Source organism: Marivita geojedonensis (assembly GCF_002115805.1).
Classification (GTDB): domain Bacteria; phylum Pseudomonadota; class Alphaproteobacteria; order Rhodobacterales; family Rhodobacteraceae; genus Marivita; species Marivita geojedonensis.
Genome location: NZ_JFKC01000001.1, coordinates 496,625 through 514,714 on the forward strand (window position 1 = coordinate 496,625; position 18,090 = coordinate 514,714).

13 protein-coding genes and 1 pseudogene are annotated in these 18,090 nt (G+C 59.1%); 4 read left to right on the forward strand and 10 right to left on the reverse strand.

What is annotated here, in order from left to right; genetic code table 11:
- Position 1: 1 nt before the first annotated feature.
- The 5 genes from MGEO_RS02470 to MGEO_RS02490 form a co-directional block, all read right to left on the reverse strand.
- Positions 2-874: a dimethyl sulfoxide reductase anchor subunit family protein gene (locus MGEO_RS02470; RefSeq protein WP_085635093.1), complete on the reverse strand. Its 873-nt coding sequence runs from the start codon at positions 872-874 to the stop codon at positions 2-4.
- The gene (locus MGEO_RS02475) at positions 874-1,623 is read right to left on the reverse strand and encodes a 4Fe-4S dicluster domain-containing protein (protein WP_085635094.1); all 750 of its coding nucleotides are present in this window, start codon (positions 1,621-1,623) and stop codon (positions 874-876) included. The genes MGEO_RS02470 and MGEO_RS02475 overlap by 1 nt, the downstream gene beginning before the upstream one ends.
- Positions 1,620-1,784 carry a hypothetical protein gene (locus MGEO_RS21505; RefSeq protein WP_170102885.1) on the reverse strand — a complete coding sequence of 55 codons (165 nt, stop codon included), beginning with the start codon at positions 1,782-1,784 and terminating at the stop codon, positions 1,620-1,622. The genes MGEO_RS02475 and MGEO_RS21505 overlap by 4 nt, the downstream gene beginning before the upstream one ends.
- A complete protein-coding gene (locus tag MGEO_RS02485; RefSeq protein ID WP_085635096.1) occupies positions 1,781-4,609 on the reverse strand; it encodes a molybdopterin oxidoreductase family protein in 2,829 nt (942 codons plus the stop codon). Before MGEO_RS02485 ends, MGEO_RS21505 begins: the two co-directional genes overlap by 4 nt.
- 108 nt (positions 4,610-4,717) lie before the next feature.
- Complete coding sequence (locus MGEO_RS02490) at positions 4,718-5,851, reverse strand: citrate synthase (protein WP_085635097.1); 1,134 nt, start codon at positions 5,849-5,851, stop codon at positions 4,718-4,720.
- Between the two features lie 36 nt (positions 5,852-5,887).
- Here MGEO_RS02490 and MGEO_RS02495 point away from each other — a divergent pair, with 36 nt between their 5' ends.
- Positions 5,888-6,751, forward strand: a complete 864-nt coding sequence (locus MGEO_RS02495; protein ID WP_085635098.1) for a phosphate acyltransferase — start codon at positions 5,888-5,890, stop codon at positions 6,749-6,751.
- A gap of 10 nt (positions 6,752-6,761) precedes the next feature.
- On the opposite strand, the gene MGEO_RS02500 is transcribed toward MGEO_RS02495, so the two are convergent.
- Together MGEO_RS02500 and xsc are read right to left on the reverse strand one after the other, a co-directional pair.
- Positions 6,762-7,922: an acetate/propionate family kinase gene (locus MGEO_RS02500; RefSeq protein WP_085635099.1), complete on the reverse strand. Its 1,161-nt coding sequence runs from the start codon at positions 7,920-7,922 to the stop codon at positions 6,762-6,764.
- 1 nt (position 7,923) lies between these two features.
- Entirely contained in the window at positions 7,924-9,702 is a 1,779-nt protein-coding gene (xsc, locus tag MGEO_RS02505) for a sulfoacetaldehyde acetyltransferase (protein ID WP_085635100.1), read from the reverse strand.
- A gap of 312 nt (positions 9,703-10,014) precedes the next feature.
- Between xsc and MGEO_RS02510 the strand changes: the two genes are divergently transcribed.
- From MGEO_RS02510 to MGEO_RS02520, 3 genes and pseudogenes are all read left to right on the forward strand, one after another.
- A complete protein-coding gene (locus MGEO_RS02510; protein ID WP_085635101.1) occupies positions 10,015-11,409 on the forward strand; it encodes a hypothetical protein in 1,395 nt (464 codons plus the stop codon).
- A 21-nt stretch (positions 11,410-11,430) separates the two neighbouring features.
- Positions 11,431-12,768 (forward strand): annotated as a pseudogene (locus MGEO_RS02515) (glycosyltransferase family 4 protein).
- 175 nt (positions 12,769-12,943) lie between these two features.
- Positions 12,944-14,896 (forward strand): SGNH hydrolase domain-containing protein, encoded by a 1,953-nt coding sequence (locus tag MGEO_RS02520; RefSeq protein WP_143746211.1) that lies wholly within the window; start codon positions 12,944-12,946, stop codon positions 14,894-14,896.
- Here the strand turns inward: MGEO_RS02520 and MGEO_RS02525 are convergent, their stop codons facing one another.
- The 3 genes from MGEO_RS02525 to MGEO_RS02535 are packed head-to-tail and all read right to left on the reverse strand — an operon-like array spanning position 14,897 to position 18,086.
- Positions 14,897-15,898, reverse strand: coding sequence for an ABC transporter ATP-binding protein (locus tag MGEO_RS02525; RefSeq protein ID WP_085635103.1), 1,002 nt, complete (start codon positions 15,896-15,898; stop codon positions 14,897-14,899). It lies immediately after the preceding gene.
- Positions 15,895-16,890 (reverse strand): ABC transporter ATP-binding protein, encoded by a 996-nt coding sequence (locus tag MGEO_RS02530; RefSeq protein WP_198948069.1) that lies wholly within the window; start codon positions 16,888-16,890, stop codon positions 15,895-15,897. The genes MGEO_RS02525 and MGEO_RS02530 overlap by 4 nt, the downstream gene beginning before the upstream one ends.
- Positions 16,887-18,086 (reverse strand): ABC transporter permease, encoded by a 1,200-nt coding sequence (locus MGEO_RS02535; protein ID WP_085635104.1) that lies wholly within the window; start codon positions 18,084-18,086, stop codon positions 16,887-16,889. Before MGEO_RS02535 ends, MGEO_RS02530 begins: the two co-directional genes overlap by 4 nt.
- Positions 18,087-18,090 lie beyond the last annotated feature (4 nt).

Consider the following 18,090-nt stretch of genomic DNA (forward strand, 5'->3'; position numbering starts at 1 on the left):
ATTACCGCATCCCGTAGTAGAGGCCCACGACGTGCTCGGCTTCTGCAAAGAACAGCCAGCGGGAGACCAGAACACCCGCGATATGGCTGAGGACCGCTAAGAGGCCGAAGATGTGGGGATAGGGCAGAAGCAGCAGGACTACCGGCACGACCAGCATCAGGATTAGCGAAATCATCCGCAGTTTCTGGGCGTGTCTGCGGCCCACCGTGTAGACCATCTCGTTCAGCAGGTAGTTGGTCCCGGTATGCGGCGGCTCAAACGCCCGGACCTGCCCCATTCGGCCGAGCCCGGTGGCTGTTTGCAGATCGGTACCGCTTTGCTTGAACCGCGTGTCGCCGGTCTTCCACCAGATGCCTTGAATGGCTCCGGCAATGAGCAACAGGACAAGACCGACCGTAACCCGGCCTGACAGCAATGCTCCACCCGCGAGGGAGAGAGACACAAAAAGCGCTGAGGTCAGACCCGTGTTCCAGCGTGGAACCGTCTTGAGCTGGGCGTAGATCATGGAGGTCGTATAGACCGTCAGAAGGCTGAAGAACGCTCCGAGCCATCCAAGCACCGCGATCTGTGTTTCGAAAAACACGAGAAACAGCCCGTAGAGACCCATCGTCACGAGCGCCGCAACCGCACACCATGCCTCGCGACTGAGCCAACTGGTTTGCCATTGCGTAAACGCCTTGATGGCGCGCTCCGGCCGTCCAAGGTGGAAGGTCGAGGAAATCAATCCTCCTACGGCCAGAATGTAGGCAATTGCAAAGAACGCGAACGCGACCCAGCCGGTGGGCGCGGTGTTGTCGACACCAAGCCAGAACAGAAGACCAAGTCCCAGTCCCGAAAATGTGCTGAAGGCGATAATGGATGGAGCCGGATGCATCAGAGTTTCTCCAGCGATTTGTTGAGCCACCCCAAAAAGCCTTTCGGCTCTTCCGCGACCGGTGCAAGCAGCGGAGCGAGGATGTCGATTTCTTCGTTCAGCCGGTCCTTGGGACGGGGTGGCAGGTATTTGTTGACGGGCTTGGTGCCCTGTTCCGGCATCAGGTCCATGCCGCCGCGTTCCGCGACAAGCTGGCTGACTTCACTATCCGGATCACCAAGATCCCCGAAGTGGCGAGCGTTCGACGGGCATGTGCGCACGCAGGCGGGCACGCGGTCTTCCTCGGGGAGGTTCTCGTTGTAGATGCGGTCCACGCAAAGGGTGCATTTCTTCATCACCCCTTCTGCCTTGTCCAACTCGCGCGCACCATAGGGACAGGCCCAGGCGCAGAGGCCGCAGCCGATGCAGTCTTTCTCGTTCACCAGAACGATCCCGTCCTCGGTGCGCTTGTAGCTGGCCCCGGTCGGACAGACGGTCACACAGGGCGCGTCTTCGCAATGCAGGCAGGATTTCGGGAAATGGATGAGCTGTGCCGGGCCGCTTTCCGGCTGGACCTCGTAGGAATGAACCCGGTTAAGGAACGTGCCGGAAGGGTCCGCGCCATAGGGGTCTTGATCGGACAGCGGAGCGCCGTAGTTTTCGGTGTTCCAGCCTTTGCAGGACACAACACAGGCATGGCACCCGACACAGGTGTCGAGGTCGATCACCAGACCCATCTTGCGCTCGGTCTTTTCAGGAAGCTGCGTCATGCGGTGCGGTCCTCCGTGATCTTGATAGTCGGTCCGGGCGCAAACCCTATGGGCTGTTCCGCCTCTTTGTCCCAGGTTGCGACGAACCAGATGAACGACCCGGCCATGCCGATCAGGACGATGGCGATAACCGCTAGTGTGGCTTTCACTGGTCCGTTCATGGTTCCACCTTCCAGCGCAGTTCGTCCGGCCCCTGGCCGACAGGTGATTTCAACTCGTCGAACACCGGATGAGATTCCGAAGGCCCATCGACCTTTTCGATTTTCACCCGCAGGTCAAACCATGCCGCCTGTCCGGTGATCGGGTCGGAGTTCGCCCAGCGCAAACCGTCGCCTTTGGGCGGCAGCAATTCGTGGATCAGGTGGTTGAGGAGGAAGCCTTTGGTCGCCTCGGGCGCATCCTTGTCCAAGGCCCACGCGCCTTTGCGCTTACCGATAGCGTTCCACGTCCAGACGGTGTTTTCGTTCAGTGCAGCCATGTGCGCGACGGGCACGGTGATATTGCCATGGGCCGAAGTCACACGCGCCCAATCGCCGGTCTTGAACCCGTGCTTTTCCCAAAGCTTGGTCGGCAGGTAGAGCGGGTTGCGGCCGTGAATTTGCCGCAGCCAAGCGTTCTGTGTGCCCCAGCTGTGATACATCGCCATCGGGCGCTGAGTCAGCGCGTGGATCGCGAATTCCTCTGTATCTACGCGGCTGTCCTCGAACGGGGCATACCAGATCGGCAGCGGGTCGAGCGTTTCCTTGATCCGCTCGCGCAGGTGATCCGGCGGTTGGCGGTCGCCATGCCCTTCGGCAGCCAGCTGAAACTTGCGCATGGGTTCAACGTAAAGCTGGAAGATGTAGGGCGCGGCTGCATCGTAGAGGCCGATTTCGACCGCCCAGTCCTGATAGGCGGTGTTCCATGGCTTGTAGTAGAGACCCTCGTCCGGGACATGCGCCATCCAGAATCCGCCATTGGCGATGTAGCTATCGATCTGCGCCTCGTTCACGTCGCCACGCCCGCCGGTCAGGCCGTCTTCGCCCATACGCCAGCCCGCCAGCGGGCCAACACCGGGGCGGCGCTGGTGGTGGGTGATGTAATCGGCATAGTCTGCGTATTTCTGGCTGCCGTCCTCGTTGACGAAACCGGGCAGGTCGAGCTTTGCACCCAATTCGCACAGAACAGACTGGAACCCCCGCACATCACGGTCCGGCTCCACCACCGGCCAACGGATCGCATCGGCTGCCGCGTCGGCTTCGCAGATCGGGCGGTCGAGGAGCGAGATACAGTCGTGCCGTTCAAGATAGGTTGTGTCGGGCAGGATCAGGTCGGCATAGGCGACCATCTCGGACGAGTAGGCATCGGAATAGATGATGCGCGGGATCACGTATTCGCCGTTCTCGTCTGTGTCCGTCAGCATTTTCATCACGCCCGACGTGTTCATCGTCGAGTTCCACGACATGTTCGCCATGTACATGAACAGCGTGTCGATCTTGTAGGGATCGCCGGCATAGGCGTTGGAAATGACCATGTGCATCAAGCCATGGGCGCTCATCGGGTTTTCCCAGGTGAAAGCCTTGTCGATGCGGGCGGGGGTGCCGTCATCCTTGAGGCAGAGATCCTCGGGACCATGCACGAATCCGAGATGCGGGCCGTCCAAGGGTTTGCCCGGCGTGACTTTGCAATGCGGCTTGGGATGCGCTGTGGCCGGTTTCGGGTAAGGCGGCTTGAAGCGGAAGCCACCTGGGGTTTCGACGGCGCCCAGCAGGATTTGCAGCATGTGCAGCGCACGGCAGGTCTGAAAACCGTTGGAATGCGCACTGATGCCGCGCATCGAATGGAAACTGACCGGACGGCCCAGCATCTTGTCATGCTTTTCACCGCGGAAATCAGTCCAGGGCTGGTCGATTTCGATGGCCTCGTCAAAGGCGACACGGGCAATCTCGGCCGCGATGCGCTTGATCTTCTTCGCGGACACACCGCAGGTTTCTGCCACCGCTTCCGGGGCGTATTGCGGATCAAGATAACGTTCGGCCATCAGGTGCATGACGGTCTTGTGTGTGATCCCGGCATGACGGTAGCTGGCGGCGAGGTCAGGTTTTACGCCCGGCTGATCAAAGGGGGTCAGCTTGCCGGTCGCGCGGTCCATCACAAGCGGCTTGCCGTTTTCGTCCTTGAGGAACAACCCATGCTCCGGCGATTTTGGATCGCCATTCACGAGCACTGGTGCATTGGTGTATCGCGCAAGGTAATCGAGGTCGATCTTCCCGGCCTTCATCAACTCGTGCACCAGCGAAAGGATGAACAACCCATCCGTCCCCGGCGTGATGCCAACCCAGTCATCGGCAATCGCATTGTACCCGGTGCGGATCGGGTTGACGCCGATCACCTTGGCCCCGCGCGCCTTGATCTTGCCGAGGCCCATCTTGATCGGGTTGCTGTCGTGATCCTCGGCCACGCCAAAGAGCATGAACAGCTTGGTGTGGTCCCAATCCGGCTGCCCGAATTCCCAGAACGCGCCGCCCATTGTGTAGATGCCTGCGGCGGCCATGTTCACTGAACAGAACCCACCATGCGCGGCATAGTTCGGCGTGCCGAAATTTTGCGCCCAGAAGCTGGTGAAGGATTGCGACTGGTCCCGCCCAGTAAAGAAGGCAAGTTTCTCTGGCGCAGTGTCGCGGATCGGCTTCAGCCAGTCTGTCGCGATCTGCAGCGCCTCGTCCCAGCTGATTTCTTCAAACTCACCAGAACCGCGCGGGCCAACCCTCTTGAGAGGCGCACGAAGGCGGGATGGCGCATTGTGCTGCATGATGCCCGCGCTGCCCTTGGCACAGAGCACACCCCGGTTCACAGGATGGTCCCGGTTGCCTTCGATATAGGCGACCTTACCGTCCTTCATGTGCACATTGATCCCACAGCGGCAGGCGCACATGTAGCAGGTGGTTTTACGCACCTCGTCCGAGACTTTTGGTGACAGGTTCAGCTCTGGCTGGACGTGGCCCATATCTATCCTCCCTGATCCGCCGGGTGTCGCCCCGGTCGGAGTTGGCGACAGTGTTCATGTTTCTGCGCCGATGGTAAAGGCGCATAATGCAAGCGCTTACATTTTACCTTAACGATCTTCGATCGGCACCCAGCCACGTGGTTCCAGCCCGTTGTAGAGCGTGAGCGGACGGATCAGGATATTGCCGCGCTGCTGTTCGATGCACTGGATCACCCAACCCGGCATCCGCCCGATGGCGAAGATCGGAACGTAGAGATCCATTGGAATGCCGTGCAGTTGGTAGATCACCCCGGAATAGAAATCCACGTTCACGTTCAGACCGTGACGGCTGTAGGGCTTCATCGCTTCGACGACCGCTTGCAGGATCTCGTACCACTCAGGCGCGCCCATCTCCTCGCCCAGCTTGCGCACGCCTTCGCGCATGTGGCGCGCGCGGGGGTCTTCGGCGCGGTAGACGCGATGGCCGAAACCGGTGACGGCCTCGCGGTTAGCGCGCTTGGTTTTCACGTACTCCGCCGCTTTGTCCGGCGTGCCGATCTCCTTGACCATCTTCATCACGTCTTCTGCCGCACCGCCATGCGCGGGGCCTGCCAGCGTGCTGAGCGCGGTCACGATGGCGCCGTGCAGGTTTGCCTCGGTTCCGACCGTTACACGTGCGGCAAAGCTCGATGCGTTGGCGCCATGCTCTGCGTGCAGGACGAAATCGACATCCGCAAGGCGGGCCGCATCCTCGGACGGCTTTTCTCCCTTGAGCATCCAGAGCCAGTTCGCGGCATGGCTGAGGCTGTCATCCGGTGCGACAGGATCGCGGCCGTTGCGGATGGCCTCATGCGCCGCAACAAGCGTGGGCACCTGTGCGGTTAGTCTGATGCCATTGCGCAGGAACGCCTCTTCTCCAGTCTCCAGGCTGTCGGGCTCCAACGCCGCGAGCGCCGAGACTGCGGTGCGCAGTACGTCCATCGGATGGCCGTCCTTGCAGACGCGGATTATGTCGAGCACCGGCTCCGGCACCGACCGCGCACTGCGCAATTCTGCGTCGAATGCCGCCAACTCACTTGCGTTCGGCAATTCGCCTTTCATCAGCAGGTGGCAGACCTCTTCGAAGGTCGCGTGGGTCGCCAGGTCGTGGATCGAATAGCCGCGGTAATGCAGCGTGCCCGCCGCTCCGTCGATGTCGCTCACGCCAGACCGTTCAAAATAGACACCCTTCAAACCTCGGTTGATCTTGACGTTGTCTGTCATTGAAGGCTCCTTTGCGGCCGGAAATGGGAGGGTGAGATGAGCGTACTCGACAAGGCACGTGCCGCAGCAGCAGGGTCGCAGACACGGGTGGTGTTTCCGGAACGGGACGATCCGCGTGTCGCAGACGCGGCGCAGCGGTTGACTGCGGACGGGCTGTGTATCGCGCTCGACGTGAGCGAAGACATTACAGAGGCGCAGGTTGCCGCCCTCGTGTCCGCTCGTGGAATGAAAGAGGCTCTGGCCTGCCGGTTGTTGCAGAAACCCCTGTACCGCGCAGCTGCGATGGTCGCTGCGGGCGAGGCCGACGCGATGGTGGCTGGTGCGGACAGCCCGACGCGGCGCGTGATCGAAGCGGCAAGTATGGCGATCGGACTTGCTGAAGGCGTGGCGATCCCGTCGTCGTATTTCCTGATGGTGTTCCCGGACGGGCGCGAATTGGTGTTTGCCGATTGCGCAGTGAACGTCGATCCGGATGCAGCCGCACTGGAAGCCATTGCGCGAGCTTCAGCGGATACCGCAAAAGCGCTGCTGGGCGATGCACGGGTCGCGCTCTTGTCGTTTTCGACAGGCACCAGCGGCGCGGGCGACAGCGTGGAGCGCGTGCGCGCAGTGGCAGAGGCAACTGGCTTTGCCGGTCCTGTCCAGGCCGATGCCGCGCTGAACGCGACCATTGCGGCAAAGAAGGGACTGGGCAGCGGTGATGCCAATGTCCTCGTCTTCCCGTCGCTCGATGCCGGCAATATCGCGTACAAGCTCTGCCAGGAACTCGGGGGCGCGCAGGCCATCGGCCCCTTCCTGCAAGGCTTTGCCCGACCGGTCTGCGATCTGAGCCGAGGAGCAACGGTGGACGACATCGTTGCCTCGACGCTTGTAACCATCGCCTTGGCCCAGCGCGCCTGATCCGTGTATCTCATGCGGCCTCCAACAAGGCCTGCGCGTCCATCGCGATCATACGCTCTTCTTCGGCAGGGATGACCCAGACGGCGACTTTGGAACTCTCCGCGTGTAGGCGCGGGCCCGAGCGGTGGTTGAAGTCCGGATTGATCCGCACGCCGGCCCATTCCAGACCGCGCAGGATGCGCGCCCGGACGCCCACGGCGTTTTCACCGATGCCACCGGTAAAGGCGATGGCATCCAAGCCCTCAAGCGCGGCGATCAGTGACCCGGCATGGCGCAACGTCCAGTAGCAGAAATGCTCGACCGCAAAGGCGCTTTCTGCCGACGCATCCAGCATCAGCTTGCGCATGTCGGACTTTCCACCTGACAGGCCCAGCAGGCCGCTTTCATGGTTCAGGATCGCCTTGGTGCGCTCCAGCCCGTTTTCCCCGACCAGTCGCAGCACTGCGTTCGCGTCGATCCCGCCAGACCGTGTGCCCATGGTCAGGCCGTCCAATGGTGAATACCCCATTGTCGTGGCGATCGACTGGCCGTTGTGGATTGCACAGAGCGACGCGCCGTTGCCGAGGTGAAACGCCAGCAGGCGGGATGGCAAGGCTTCACCCGAAATCTCGGGAAGGCGACGGACCAATGATGCATAGCTGAGACCATGGAACCCGTAGCGGCGGATGCCTTTGGTCTCCATCATCTTGGGGATGGCATAGCGGGTGGCCACGTTCGGGTTGGTCGCATGAAACGAGGTATCGAAACTCGCAAATTGGGGCAGGTCGGGAGCAAGCCGCGACAGGGCCTCCATCGGAGCGAGGTTGTGCGGGTTATGCAGTGGTGCAAGTGGCGTGCAGTTTGCGATCTCTGCGCGCACCTCATCCGTAACGCGCATCGGAGCGGTCAGTTTGCGGCCGCCATGCACCACGCGATGCCCCACCGCGCGAAGCGTGTCGGGCGTGATGCCACGCTCTGACAACGCCTTCAGGATCGCCTCCAGCGCTGCACGATGATCGATCAACACAACGTCGTGCTTTTCGTCGCCGATCCGCAGAATGGAGGCGCCGCCAATGGCCTCGGCCATGCCGGACAGGATTTCGTTCAACGCATCGTCAAACAGCGCGAACTTGATGGAGGACGACCCCGCATTCAGAACCAGTATAGGTCCGTTTACTGCGGGGTCGTTCATATCAGGCGACCTTCTGCGGGCGCATATCTGCCGGGTCGATACCCGCCACAGCCACCGGTGCCTTCATTGCATCGCGGCGGAACGGCTCACCCAGTTCCTGGTTGATCATCGCCTCGATCAGGGTGGTCTTGCCGTTTTCCATCTGGTCCTTGATGGCGGTGTTCAGCGCGTCGCGCAGTTCGTCCATCGTGCGCGCGACAACACCCTTCAAACCGCAGGCCTGCGCGATGGCGGCATAGCTGACGCCTTCATCCAGTTCGGTGCCGACAAAGTTGTCGTCGTACCATAGCGTGGAGTTCCGCTTTTCCGCGCCCCACTGGTAGTTGCGGAAAACGATCTGGGTGATTGCCGGCCATTCCGGGCGGCCAATCGCGGTCAGCTCTGTCACCGCAATACCAAACGCCCCGTCCCCGGAAAAACCGACAACCGGAACATCCGGGCAACCGATCTTGGCGCCAACGATGGAGGGCAGACCGTAGCCACAGGGGCCAAACAGACCCGGCGCAAGGTATTTCCGCCCGTCTTCGAAGGTCGGATAGGCGTTGCCGATGGCGCAGTTGTTGCCGATGTCGGACGAAATGATCGCCTCTTTCGGCAATGCCGATTGGATCGCACGCCACGCCATCCGCGGGCTCATCCAATCCGGCTTGGCCGCACGTGCGCGTTCGTTCCATGTGGTGCCCGGATCGTCCTGCTCGTGATCCATGCTGGAAAGCTGTTGCGCCCAGGTTGATTTGGTTTTCGCGATATGCGCCTTGCGGTCTTCGCGGCCTTCATCACCTGCGGTGCCCGACAGGCGCTCGAGGATGCCCTCAGCCACCTTCTTCGCATCGCCGACGATGCCTACGCTGACCTTCTTGGTCAGACCAATGCGGTCGGGGTTGATGTCGACCTGAATGATCTTGGCGGTCTTGGGCCAGTAGTCGATGCCGTAGCCCGGCAGAGTCGAGAACGGGTTGAGGCGCGTACCAAGACACAGCACAACATCCGCGTCGGAAATCAGCTCCATCGCCGCCTTGGAGCCATTATAGCCCAGCGGACCTGCAAAGAGCGGATGCGATCCAGGGAACGCGTCGTTGTGCTGGTAGCCCACACAGATCGGCGCGGTCAGCCGTTCTGCAAGCGCCATGGATGCGGGGATCGCACCGGCAAGGACAACACCGGCACCGTTCAGAATGACCGGGTTCTTGGCGTTCGAAAGAAGGTCAGCCGCCTGCTGGATCGCACTATCACCACCCGAGGGGCGCTCGAATTCAACGACTTCCGGCAGTTCGATGTCGATCACCTGAGTCCAGAAATCGCGCGGCATGTTGATCTGTGCCGGAGCGGAGGCGCGCTTGGCATTCAGGATCACCCGGTTCAGCACCTCGGCCACGCGGGTCGGGTCACGCACCTCTTCCTGATAGGCGACCATGTCCTCGAACAGCTTCATCTGCTCGACTTCCTGGAAACCGCCCTGGCCGATGGTCTTGTTCGCGGCCTGCGGCGTGACCAGCAGAAGCGGTGTGTGGTTCCAGTAGGCCGTTTTGACAGCGGTCACGAAGTTGGTGATGCCGGGCCCGTTCTGGGCGATCATCATCGACATCTTGCCCGAGGCGCGCGTGTAGCCGTCCGCCATCATCCCGCCGGAACCTTCGTGCGCGCAGTCCCAGAAGGTGATCCCCGCCTTTGGGAAAATATCGGAGATCGGCATGAACGCCGACCCGATGATCCCGAAAGCATGTTCGATCCCATGCCGCTGGAGAACTTTTACAAAGGCTTCTTCGGTGGTCATTTTCATCGCGCATCTCCCAAATGTGGACGCCGACCTGATATGGTCGGCGCGGTTGAAAGCGATAGTACCCTCCGGACCGCGCGCCCAATAGGGCCAAATCTACATCCGACTTATAGCCAATTCGATCCCAGTGCCCTTAACGGTCCACCCCAGAATTTTGCACAAACCATCACGCATTTGCTGCAATCCGGTGCCATTTGTGCCGGATTTCAAATGCAGTATGCTTTACGGCAGATGAACCAACGCGCCGCTTGATCCACCGGACCTGCGGCACCAAGCGACCAGAAACAGGACCGCAGCACAAAGGCAGGACCGCGAATGCCGAATGCATTGGCAACCTTGGCATTGGCCGTTTGGCCCTTGGTGACGGTGTTTCTTTTTCTGAAACTGCCGCCGGGTCGCGCGGTGATCGCGACATTGCTGACAGGGTATCTATTTCTTCCGGAACCTCCTGCGGGGTTCGATTTTCCACTGATACCCCCTCTGACCAAGCACACAATTCCCGCGTTGAGCGCTTTGGTCATGTGGGCATGGCTGCACCCGCAGAACATCAACCTCATGCCCCGGTCGCCGGTCACTGTCGGTATGGTTCTGCTCTTTGTGTTTTCGCCATTGGCAACGACCATGTTGAATTCAGACCCTGTCTATTGGGGCGAGTTTTTCATTCAATCCATGTCGATCAGGGATGCCATCGGCTTGGTGATCCAGCAGGTATTGCTGATCATCCCGTTCCTTCTCGCGCGGCGTTTCCTCTTCCGCGCGGAAGACCAGCGCGACCTGCTTTTTGCATTCATGATCGGCGGACTGATCTATTCGTTGCCCATGCTGATCGAGATCCGGTTCTCTCCGCAGATGAACAATTGGATCTACGGATACTTCCAACACGACTTCGTACAAACCATCCGGTTTGGCGGTTACCGTCCGATGGTGTTCCTGTATCACGGGATTTGGGTCGCTTTCTTCCTTCTCATGGCAATTCTGTCTGCATTTTCGCTATGGAAATACAAACAGGGCGAGGCAAACTGGAAACTTTTGCTGATCGCACTTTACCTCACCGGTATCCTGGTTCTGGCAAAATCGCTTGTTGCGTGGCTGTTTGCTGTAGTGCTGATCCCGACAGTGGTTTTTCTTGGGGCCAGATGGCAGATGCGCCTTGCCATTCTGATCGCCGGGTTTGCGATTGCCTATCCTGCACTTAAAGGCCTCAACGTGGTGCCGCAGGACCGCCTTCTTGCTGCGGTCGAGCAGATCGATCCGGAGCGCGCTGCATCGCTAGGGTTTCGGTTCGGGAACGAAAACCTGCTGCTCGAACGGGCGAGGGAACGACCGCTGTTCGGCTGGGGCAGTTATGATCGCAACCAGATCCTCAATACTGCGACAGGTGAGGTCGAGACGGTTACCGATGGCCGCTGGGTTATCCTGATCGGGCAGCTTGGGTGGCTCGGCTTTCTTGCCGAATTCGGGTTGCTGGTGTTTCCTGTTTTCTTCCTGTGGCGCGAGACGCGTTACCGCAACCCAAGTGACTATTCACCGTTGATCGTTCCGCTCTCATTGATGCTTGCCGTGAATGTCTTTGACATGCTGCCAAACGCAACGCTTACGCCACTGACCTGGCTGATGGCAGGCGCGTTAACAGGCTATGCCGAGACGCTCCGCCAGGGTCGGGACGGCTACATATCCAAACAACGCCTGCAATGGCGCCCAGTTTTGTAACCCCTAGTAACGAGTAAACCCATGACTGGTTCCAATTCGAAACGCCCCCGTATCCTCGCCATTGCAGAGGCTGCAAACCCTGAATGGGTCAGTGTCCCACTGGTCGGATGGTCACTTGCTCAGGCGCTGCGCGAGGTGGCTGATGTTCATCTGGTCACGCAGGTCAGAAACCGCGATGCGATCCTTCGGGCGGGGCTGGTCGAGGGACGCGATTTCACAGCGATCGATTCCGAGGCCGTAGCGCGCCCGCTCTGGGCGCTCGCCGAAAAGCTGCGAATGGGAGACGGCAAGGGATGGACAACGCTTCAGGCCATGAATGCGCTGATCTATCCATGGTTCGAGCATCTGGTCTGGCGAAAGTTTGGAAAGGAAATCGCGGATGGGGCATTTGACGTTGTCCACCGCATCACTCCGCTGAGTCCAACTATCGCCTCGCCAATCGCGGCCAAAGTGGCCAAGGCAGGCGTGCCTTTTGTTCTGGGCCCATTGAACGGTGGGGTGCCCTGGCCCAAGCAGTTCGATGCGGAACGCCGTGCAGAAAAAGAGTGGCTCAGCTATCTGCGAAGTGCCTACAAACACCTTCCGGGGCGGTCGAGCACGCTGAAAAATGCAAGCGCCATCATCGTTGGCTCGCGACATACGCAAAGCGAAATCCCGTCCGAGCATCAACACAAGACTGTCTACATCCCTGAAAACGGGATTGATCCCTCAAGGTTCAATCATACAGCCAATCCGCCGGGCGACGTATTACGCGCCTGTTTCGTGGGCCGTCTGGTGCAATAAAAGGGCGCGGATATGCTGATTGCGGCTGCGGCGGACCTGTTGCGCGAAGGCCGAATGACACTCGACATCATCGGAGACGGGCCGATGATGCCGCAGCTGACGGCACAAGCAAAAGCCTTGAACTGCGAAGCCGGTCTGACTTTTCACAAGTGGGTTCCGCATGGTGAAGTTCAGGCCATCCTCGGCCGTTCACATATCCTCAGCTTCCCATCCATCCGGGAGTTCGGCGGCGGTGTGGTTCTTGAAGCGATGGCTTTGGGCGTGGTTCCGGTCATTGTGGATTACGCCGGACCGGGCGAACTTGTATCCGACGCAACGGGCTTCAAGGTTCCCTGTGGTAGCCGTGAAGAGATCATTTCGGGTTTCAGGACAATCCTGAATACATTGGCCGACGATCCTGACCAACTCGCCCCACTTGCAAATGCCGCCAAAGAAAAAGTGCAATCGCACTTCCTGTGGTCATGTAAAGCCGAACAGGTCAAACAGGTTTACGATTGGTGCGCACAGCAGACCCGATCCGAAAAACCTGACATTTTTAAGACGCAGTTGCGGCAAACTTCCGCCAAAACCGCTTAATCCGACAGGACATATTGTTTCCACATTTGGCGTTGCCTCCTCGACAGGTGGCCGGCTAATTTCGCGACAGGTGTGGGGCCGATGTAGTTCAGAAATCGTTATTGTGACCGCCCATACGCCGAAACTCTCTAAGAAAATGCTGCATGTTCCGGATACGGAGAATGCGAGGTCGGAGATGCGTCAGTTTCTTCTGGCGATCTCTTGCCTCGCATTTGTCATGGCAGCCTTGGGAACGAAGAATATCGCCGCGAATGCGTTTGCAGCTGATATTGTGCTCGTCTTTGGCGGTGCATGGTGCGCAAATCAGCTGATCCGGGGATTTGCAGTATTCCGGCAACAGGTGATCTGCGTTTTGCAGGCGTATTTTATCGGTGTTCTGTGCTGTTCGGCGCTGCTTTTCTTTATTGGATGGATGCTGTTCCTGCCCAGCGAATACCGGAACCTCGGTCATTCTCTTTTGCTTGCCGCAACCTTCACGACGAATATCGGAATGGTGTTTTTCCCTGTCGACAACGGGATGCGCTTTGACGGCCTGTTCAATCACCTCTGGATCCCGGCGCTGATTGCCCAGTGCGCTGCAATCCTGACCCTGCTTTATTGGAAACTGCACAAGAACCCCACACGGCTCTTGGCGGCTTTGGCTGCGATCACCGTTGTATCGCTGCTCCTGTCGATTTCGAAATCGTCTTTTGTCCAGCTATTGCCCCTCGGAGGGCTTTGGCCTTTCATGCTCGGTGCGTTGCCGTTTATTGCGTCAAACCGCTTTCCCATCCTGAGGCACGCGTTCTTGCTGGGTGTGATCAACCTGCTCACGGGCATCCTGTTGATCACAATCAGTGGTGATACTCTGATCGCTCGGGCTCTTCTGGCGCTTGGGCTTGCGCTTCTTTACCTCGGGAGCCGATCGCAGGACTTCAAACCCGAACTGACGGACCAACGACGTCGGTGGTTCGGGATGACTTTGCACACTTTCCTTTGGGCCGTTCCATTGACGCAGATCAGTTCATCACTGAACATCTATCAGCCTGACAGTTCAGACTATTTGTATCTGATCATTCCCTGCCTGCTCTTCGCAATCTTTTCCTGGGCCGTATGGCAGACCGTGGAACAGAAAGCCGGCCACAATCACATGATCATCAGCGCCGGCGTGGCGGTTGTACTTTTCATCAACGGTCTGATTGGTCTCGCAACACAAGGTGCACAGCTCAGGTTCTCGACAGGTGCCATGGCGTATATCCACGCAATTGAAGCCCCGCACCCTTCGTTCACCTGTCCTGTCGCGACCGAAGGCCCCTTGGCAGGGCTGGAGGTTTGTCGAGTCGGCCCGCCGGGCGCACCAACCGTCCTGATTTGGGGGGACCATCAGCTCGACGCGTTGCGCCCGGGATACGCCGAGGCAGCGCGTCGGGCTGGTGTGTCAGCGCTCTTGATCAGCCAGGCGAATTGTATCCCTCTGCACGGGTTGCAAACCCGGAACTCCGAGGGCAGCCCGACTGCGGGGCGCAACTGCGATCAGCATTCCGCTCAGGTGCTTCAGGCACTTCCACACTTACCAAGCGTGCGGCAGGTGACACTTGTCGGCGACTGGCTCTACTACACGGGAACACGCAAGGCAGAATTGCTGCCGCGCACACCTGTTCGGTTGGGTCCGCTTGACGGGTCGCCCATTGATCTGCGACGGCAGTCCGACTACGTCGCAGAAGCTGCCGCACATACCGTTCAAAGCATCGTCGATCATGGACTTCGGGTGACAGTGCTCAGACAGGTCCCGGCACAGCCGAAGTTTGATGCAGAGCTTGCAGCACGCGCGAGCGTTCCTGTCACTTGGATGTATCTCGGGATGCCGCTGCTTTCGAAAACCGTAGCCACGGATTACCTCAAGCAACTCCACGCACCGACAGACGATATATTCCGGCGCCTATCGGCAATGGGCAAGCTGTCCTACGTCAACACATGGACGGTATTCTGCACCGATACACGGTGCGATGCCCGAGGGGGACTGTCGAGCGATTACCTGACATCCACCCTCCTGACACGTACCGGCGCGCTGTCGCTCAGCCCTGTCCTTGCAGACGACCTTAGCCGTTCCCAAACCCATGTTGCCATGCGGCGCGCGCTGGACGGGTAATTACGCTGCTTCGGGTGCCATCAATTCTTTCCAGCGGTGGCAGGACACATCGTGCCCGCTGCCATCGGTTTCCAGTTTGGGCTCGACCTGTTTGCAATGGTCGATGGCAAATGGACAGCGCGTATGGAATTTGCATCCAGAGGGCTGGTTGGTCGGTGACGGGATTTCGCCGGTCAGTTTCTGGGCGGTTCCCCGATCATCCGGATCGAGTGACGGAATCGCCGAAAACAGCGCCTTGGTATAAGGGTGGCGCGGCGCAGCAAAAAGCTTGCGGGTCGGGGCGGTCTCGACCAGGCGCCCAAGATACATCACCGCGACATGATCACAGGTGTGCGCCACCACTGACAGGTCATGGCTGATGAACATGAATGTGAGCCCCATGTCCGACTGGATCTGCTTGAGCAGATTCAAAACATCCGCCTGAATGGACACATCAAGTGCCGCCACGCTTTCGTCGGCAACGATGAATTTAGGCGCGGAAACGAGCGCCCGGGCAATCGAGATCCGCTGACGCTGTCCGCCGGAAAAGGCGTGTGGAAAGCGGCGCAGGTGTTCGAGGTTCAACCGGCATTTCGCAGCAATCTCGCGCACGCGTGCGTCGGTTTCCGCTCGCGTCTTGGTCAGCCCCATGACTTCCAAAGGTTCTGCGATGATGTCACGGACAGTCATTCGCGGGCTCAGCGCTGCGTAAGGATCCTGAAAGATCAACTGAGCGCGCTTGCGGTAATCCTTGAGTTGTTCCTTCGAAATGTTTTCGAGGTCGTAATCCACCTCACCATCGCTGTAATGCGCTCCGCCGCCGGTAATCGGCGCCGCTTTCAGTAGGGCCCGCCCCAGCGTTGTCTTGCCCGACCCGCTTTCTCCGACGAGTCCGAAAAACGACCCCTTCTCGATATCCAGAGAGACATTGTCGACAGCCTTCAGGATCTGCTTGTTGAACATCCCACCCCCGATGGGGAAGCCGACAGACAATCCCTTGGCACGGATCAGAACGTCGCTCATGCGGACACCTCGTCATAGATATGGCAGGACACCTTGTGGGTTGTATCGATGCTCTTTTCCGACGGCTCAGTATGTCGGCAAACATCTCCTACGATCTGCGAACACCGCGTATGGAACACACAGCCCGACGGGCGTTCCAGCGGAGACGGGATATCACCCGGGACCGGCGTCAGCGGCGCATCGAGATCTTCGAGTTTCGGCAGGGCTGCCAATAGCCCCTGTGTGTAGGGATGCTTTGGATTGCGAATTACCTCTCGCACCGGGCCTTCTTCGATCATGCGGCCAAGATACATCACGTTTACCTTGTCGGCAGTCTGCGCCACCACGCCAAGATCGTGGGTGATGAAGACGATCCCCATATGGAATTCAGACACGAGGTCTTTCATAAGGTCGATCACCTGCGCCTGAATTGTCACGTCAAGGGCAGTTGTCGGTTCATCGGCAATCAGCAGCTTTGGCTTTGTCGAAAGAGCCATAGCAATCATCGCGCGCTGGCGCATGCCACCTGACAGTTCGAATGCATATTGGTCGAACCGGCGCGCTGCATCCGAAATACCCACTCGATCCAGCATCTCAACCGAGATCTTCTTCGCCTGCTCCTTGGTGTAATTCCCGTGCAACTGAAGCTGCTCGACCATCTGTTTGCCGATCGTGATCGCTGGCGCAAAGCTGGCCATCGGCTCCTGAAAGATCATCGAAACCGCCCCGCCGCGCACGATGTTCAGCTCACGCGGCGTGCGCAGGGACAAGACGTCCACCGGCCCTTTGTCATTGTGAAGGGTGATCCGGCTTTCCGGGGAATAAACGGCGTTCTTGGCGTTCAGGTGCATCAGCGCCTTGGCGGTCACGGATTTCCCAGAGCCGGACTCCCCCACCAGCCCCATCACCTCGCCTTTGTTCAGCGAGAAACTGACATTGTCGACAGCAGTGATCAGCCCCTCGTCGGTGCGGAACTTGAGCGTCAGGTTCTTTACGTCGATCAGGGCCGTCATTTGTTATTATCCGAATAGGGGTCTGCCGCGTCGCGCAGGCCGTCACCGACGAACACGAACGCCATCACCAGTGCGATGAAGAAGATCACCGGGATGAAGTACCATTGGTAGTTGAGAAGCACGTCGGCGCTGGTCACGTTCTGAAGCATGACGCCAAGGCTGTTGACCGGGTCCTTTAGACCAAGACCGATGAAGGACAGCGCAGTTTCCGACAGCACCATGTAAGGGAACGAGATCACCAGATCGACGATGATGTAACTGGTGAAGCTGGGCAGCAGGTGCCGCCGGATCACGTGGCCGGAAGATGCACCGCAAAGCTGTGCCGCCAATACGTATTCCTGGTTCCGCTCGGTCAGAAGATGCGTCCGCACCCGACGGGCCAAGGTTGGCCAACCGATCAGGCCAAGGATAAGCGAGATGTAGAAGAACCTCTCTTCCGCAGACATCTCCGGCGGCATGAAGGCCGCCACCGCCATAAACAGCGGAATTGCGGGCACCGTTCGGACGGCATCGGTGATCATCTGCAGGACGCTGTCGATCCAGCCGCCGTAGTAACCGGACACGCCTCCAATGACGAGCGCCAGAACAAAGGCAATCAAGACCCCAATTGTACCCACCTGAAGGGACGTCCAAATCGCGTGGAAGGTCCGCGAGAAGATGTCCTTTCCGCTCGCGTCCGTACCAAACACATGCACAAAACCCTCTTCGGTCCCGAAGAGGTGTGTGTCCATCGGGATGAAGCCGAAAAGCTTGTACTCCCAGCCGTCGACAAAGAAGTAGACATAGTTGCGTTGATCCTCATTGACCTTGGTCACCCACCTGAAATTGGTGGCCAGCGAGCGCTCGCGCTCAACTGCATGCACAAAGGGACGAAGCGAACACCCATTTGTGTCGCAGAACATCGGTACCTGCGGGGCACCATTCAGGTATGCGTCGTTCTTCCCGGCAATGGTCGGATTATAGGGCGACAGAAACGGCGCGAAGATTCCCGACAGCATCAGGAACAACAGAACACATGCCGCAATCATGGCCGAACGCTGTTTCTTGAAGCGTGCCCAGATCAGCTGTCCTTGCGAGGCGGTAAAATACGCCTCTTTGGATCTGCGCTGTACCGCGTCTTCGGTCTCGACGATCTGAACGTGAGGACCGGTTGTCTCGGCGAGGTTCGGCTTGAGGGGATCGGGTGTCGTCGTCATGGCG

Coding starts and splice junctions, on each gene's coding strand:
- MGEO_RS02470 (WP_085635093.1), bottom strand. CDS start 874: ATGCATCCGGCTCCATCCATTATCGCCTTCAGCACATTTTCGGGACTG.
- MGEO_RS02475 (WP_085635094.1), bottom strand. CDS start 1,623: ATGACGCAGCTTCCTGAAAAGACCGAGCGCAAGATGGGTCTGGTGATC.
- MGEO_RS21505 (WP_170102885.1), bottom strand. CDS start 1,784: ATGAACGGACCAGTGAAAGCCACACTAGCGGTTATCGCCATCGTCCTG.
- MGEO_RS02485 (WP_085635096.1), bottom strand. CDS start 4,609: ATGGGCCACGTCCAGCCAGAGCTGAACCTGTCACCAAAAGTCTCGGAC.
- MGEO_RS02490 (WP_085635097.1), bottom strand. CDS start 5,851: ATGACAGACAACGTCAAGATCAACCGAGGTTTGAAGGGTGTCTATTTT.
- MGEO_RS02495 (WP_085635098.1), top strand. CDS start 5,888: ATGAGCGTACTCGACAAGGCACGTGCCGCAGCAGCAGGGTCGCAGACA.
- MGEO_RS02500 (WP_085635099.1), bottom strand. CDS start 7,922: ATGAACGACCCCGCAGTAAACGGACCTATACTGGTTCTGAATGCGGGG.
- xsc (WP_085635100.1), bottom strand. CDS start 9,702: ATGAAAATGACCACCGAAGAAGCCTTTGTAAAAGTTCTCCAGCGGCAT.
- MGEO_RS02510 (WP_085635101.1), top strand. CDS start 10,015: ATGCCGAATGCATTGGCAACCTTGGCATTGGCCGTTTGGCCCTTGGTG.
- MGEO_RS02520 (WP_143746211.1), top strand. CDS start 12,944: ATGCGTCAGTTTCTTCTGGCGATCTCTTGCCTCGCATTTGTCATGGCA.
- MGEO_RS02525 (WP_085635103.1), bottom strand. CDS start 15,898: ATGAGCGACGTTCTGATCCGTGCCAAGGGATTGTCTGTCGGCTTCCCC.
- MGEO_RS02530 (WP_198948069.1), bottom strand. CDS start 16,890: ATGACGGCCCTGATCGACGTAAAGAACCTGACGCTCAAGTTCCGCACC.
- MGEO_RS02535 (WP_085635104.1), bottom strand. CDS start 18,086: ATGACGACGACACCCGATCCCCTCAAGCCGAACCTCGCCGAGACAACC.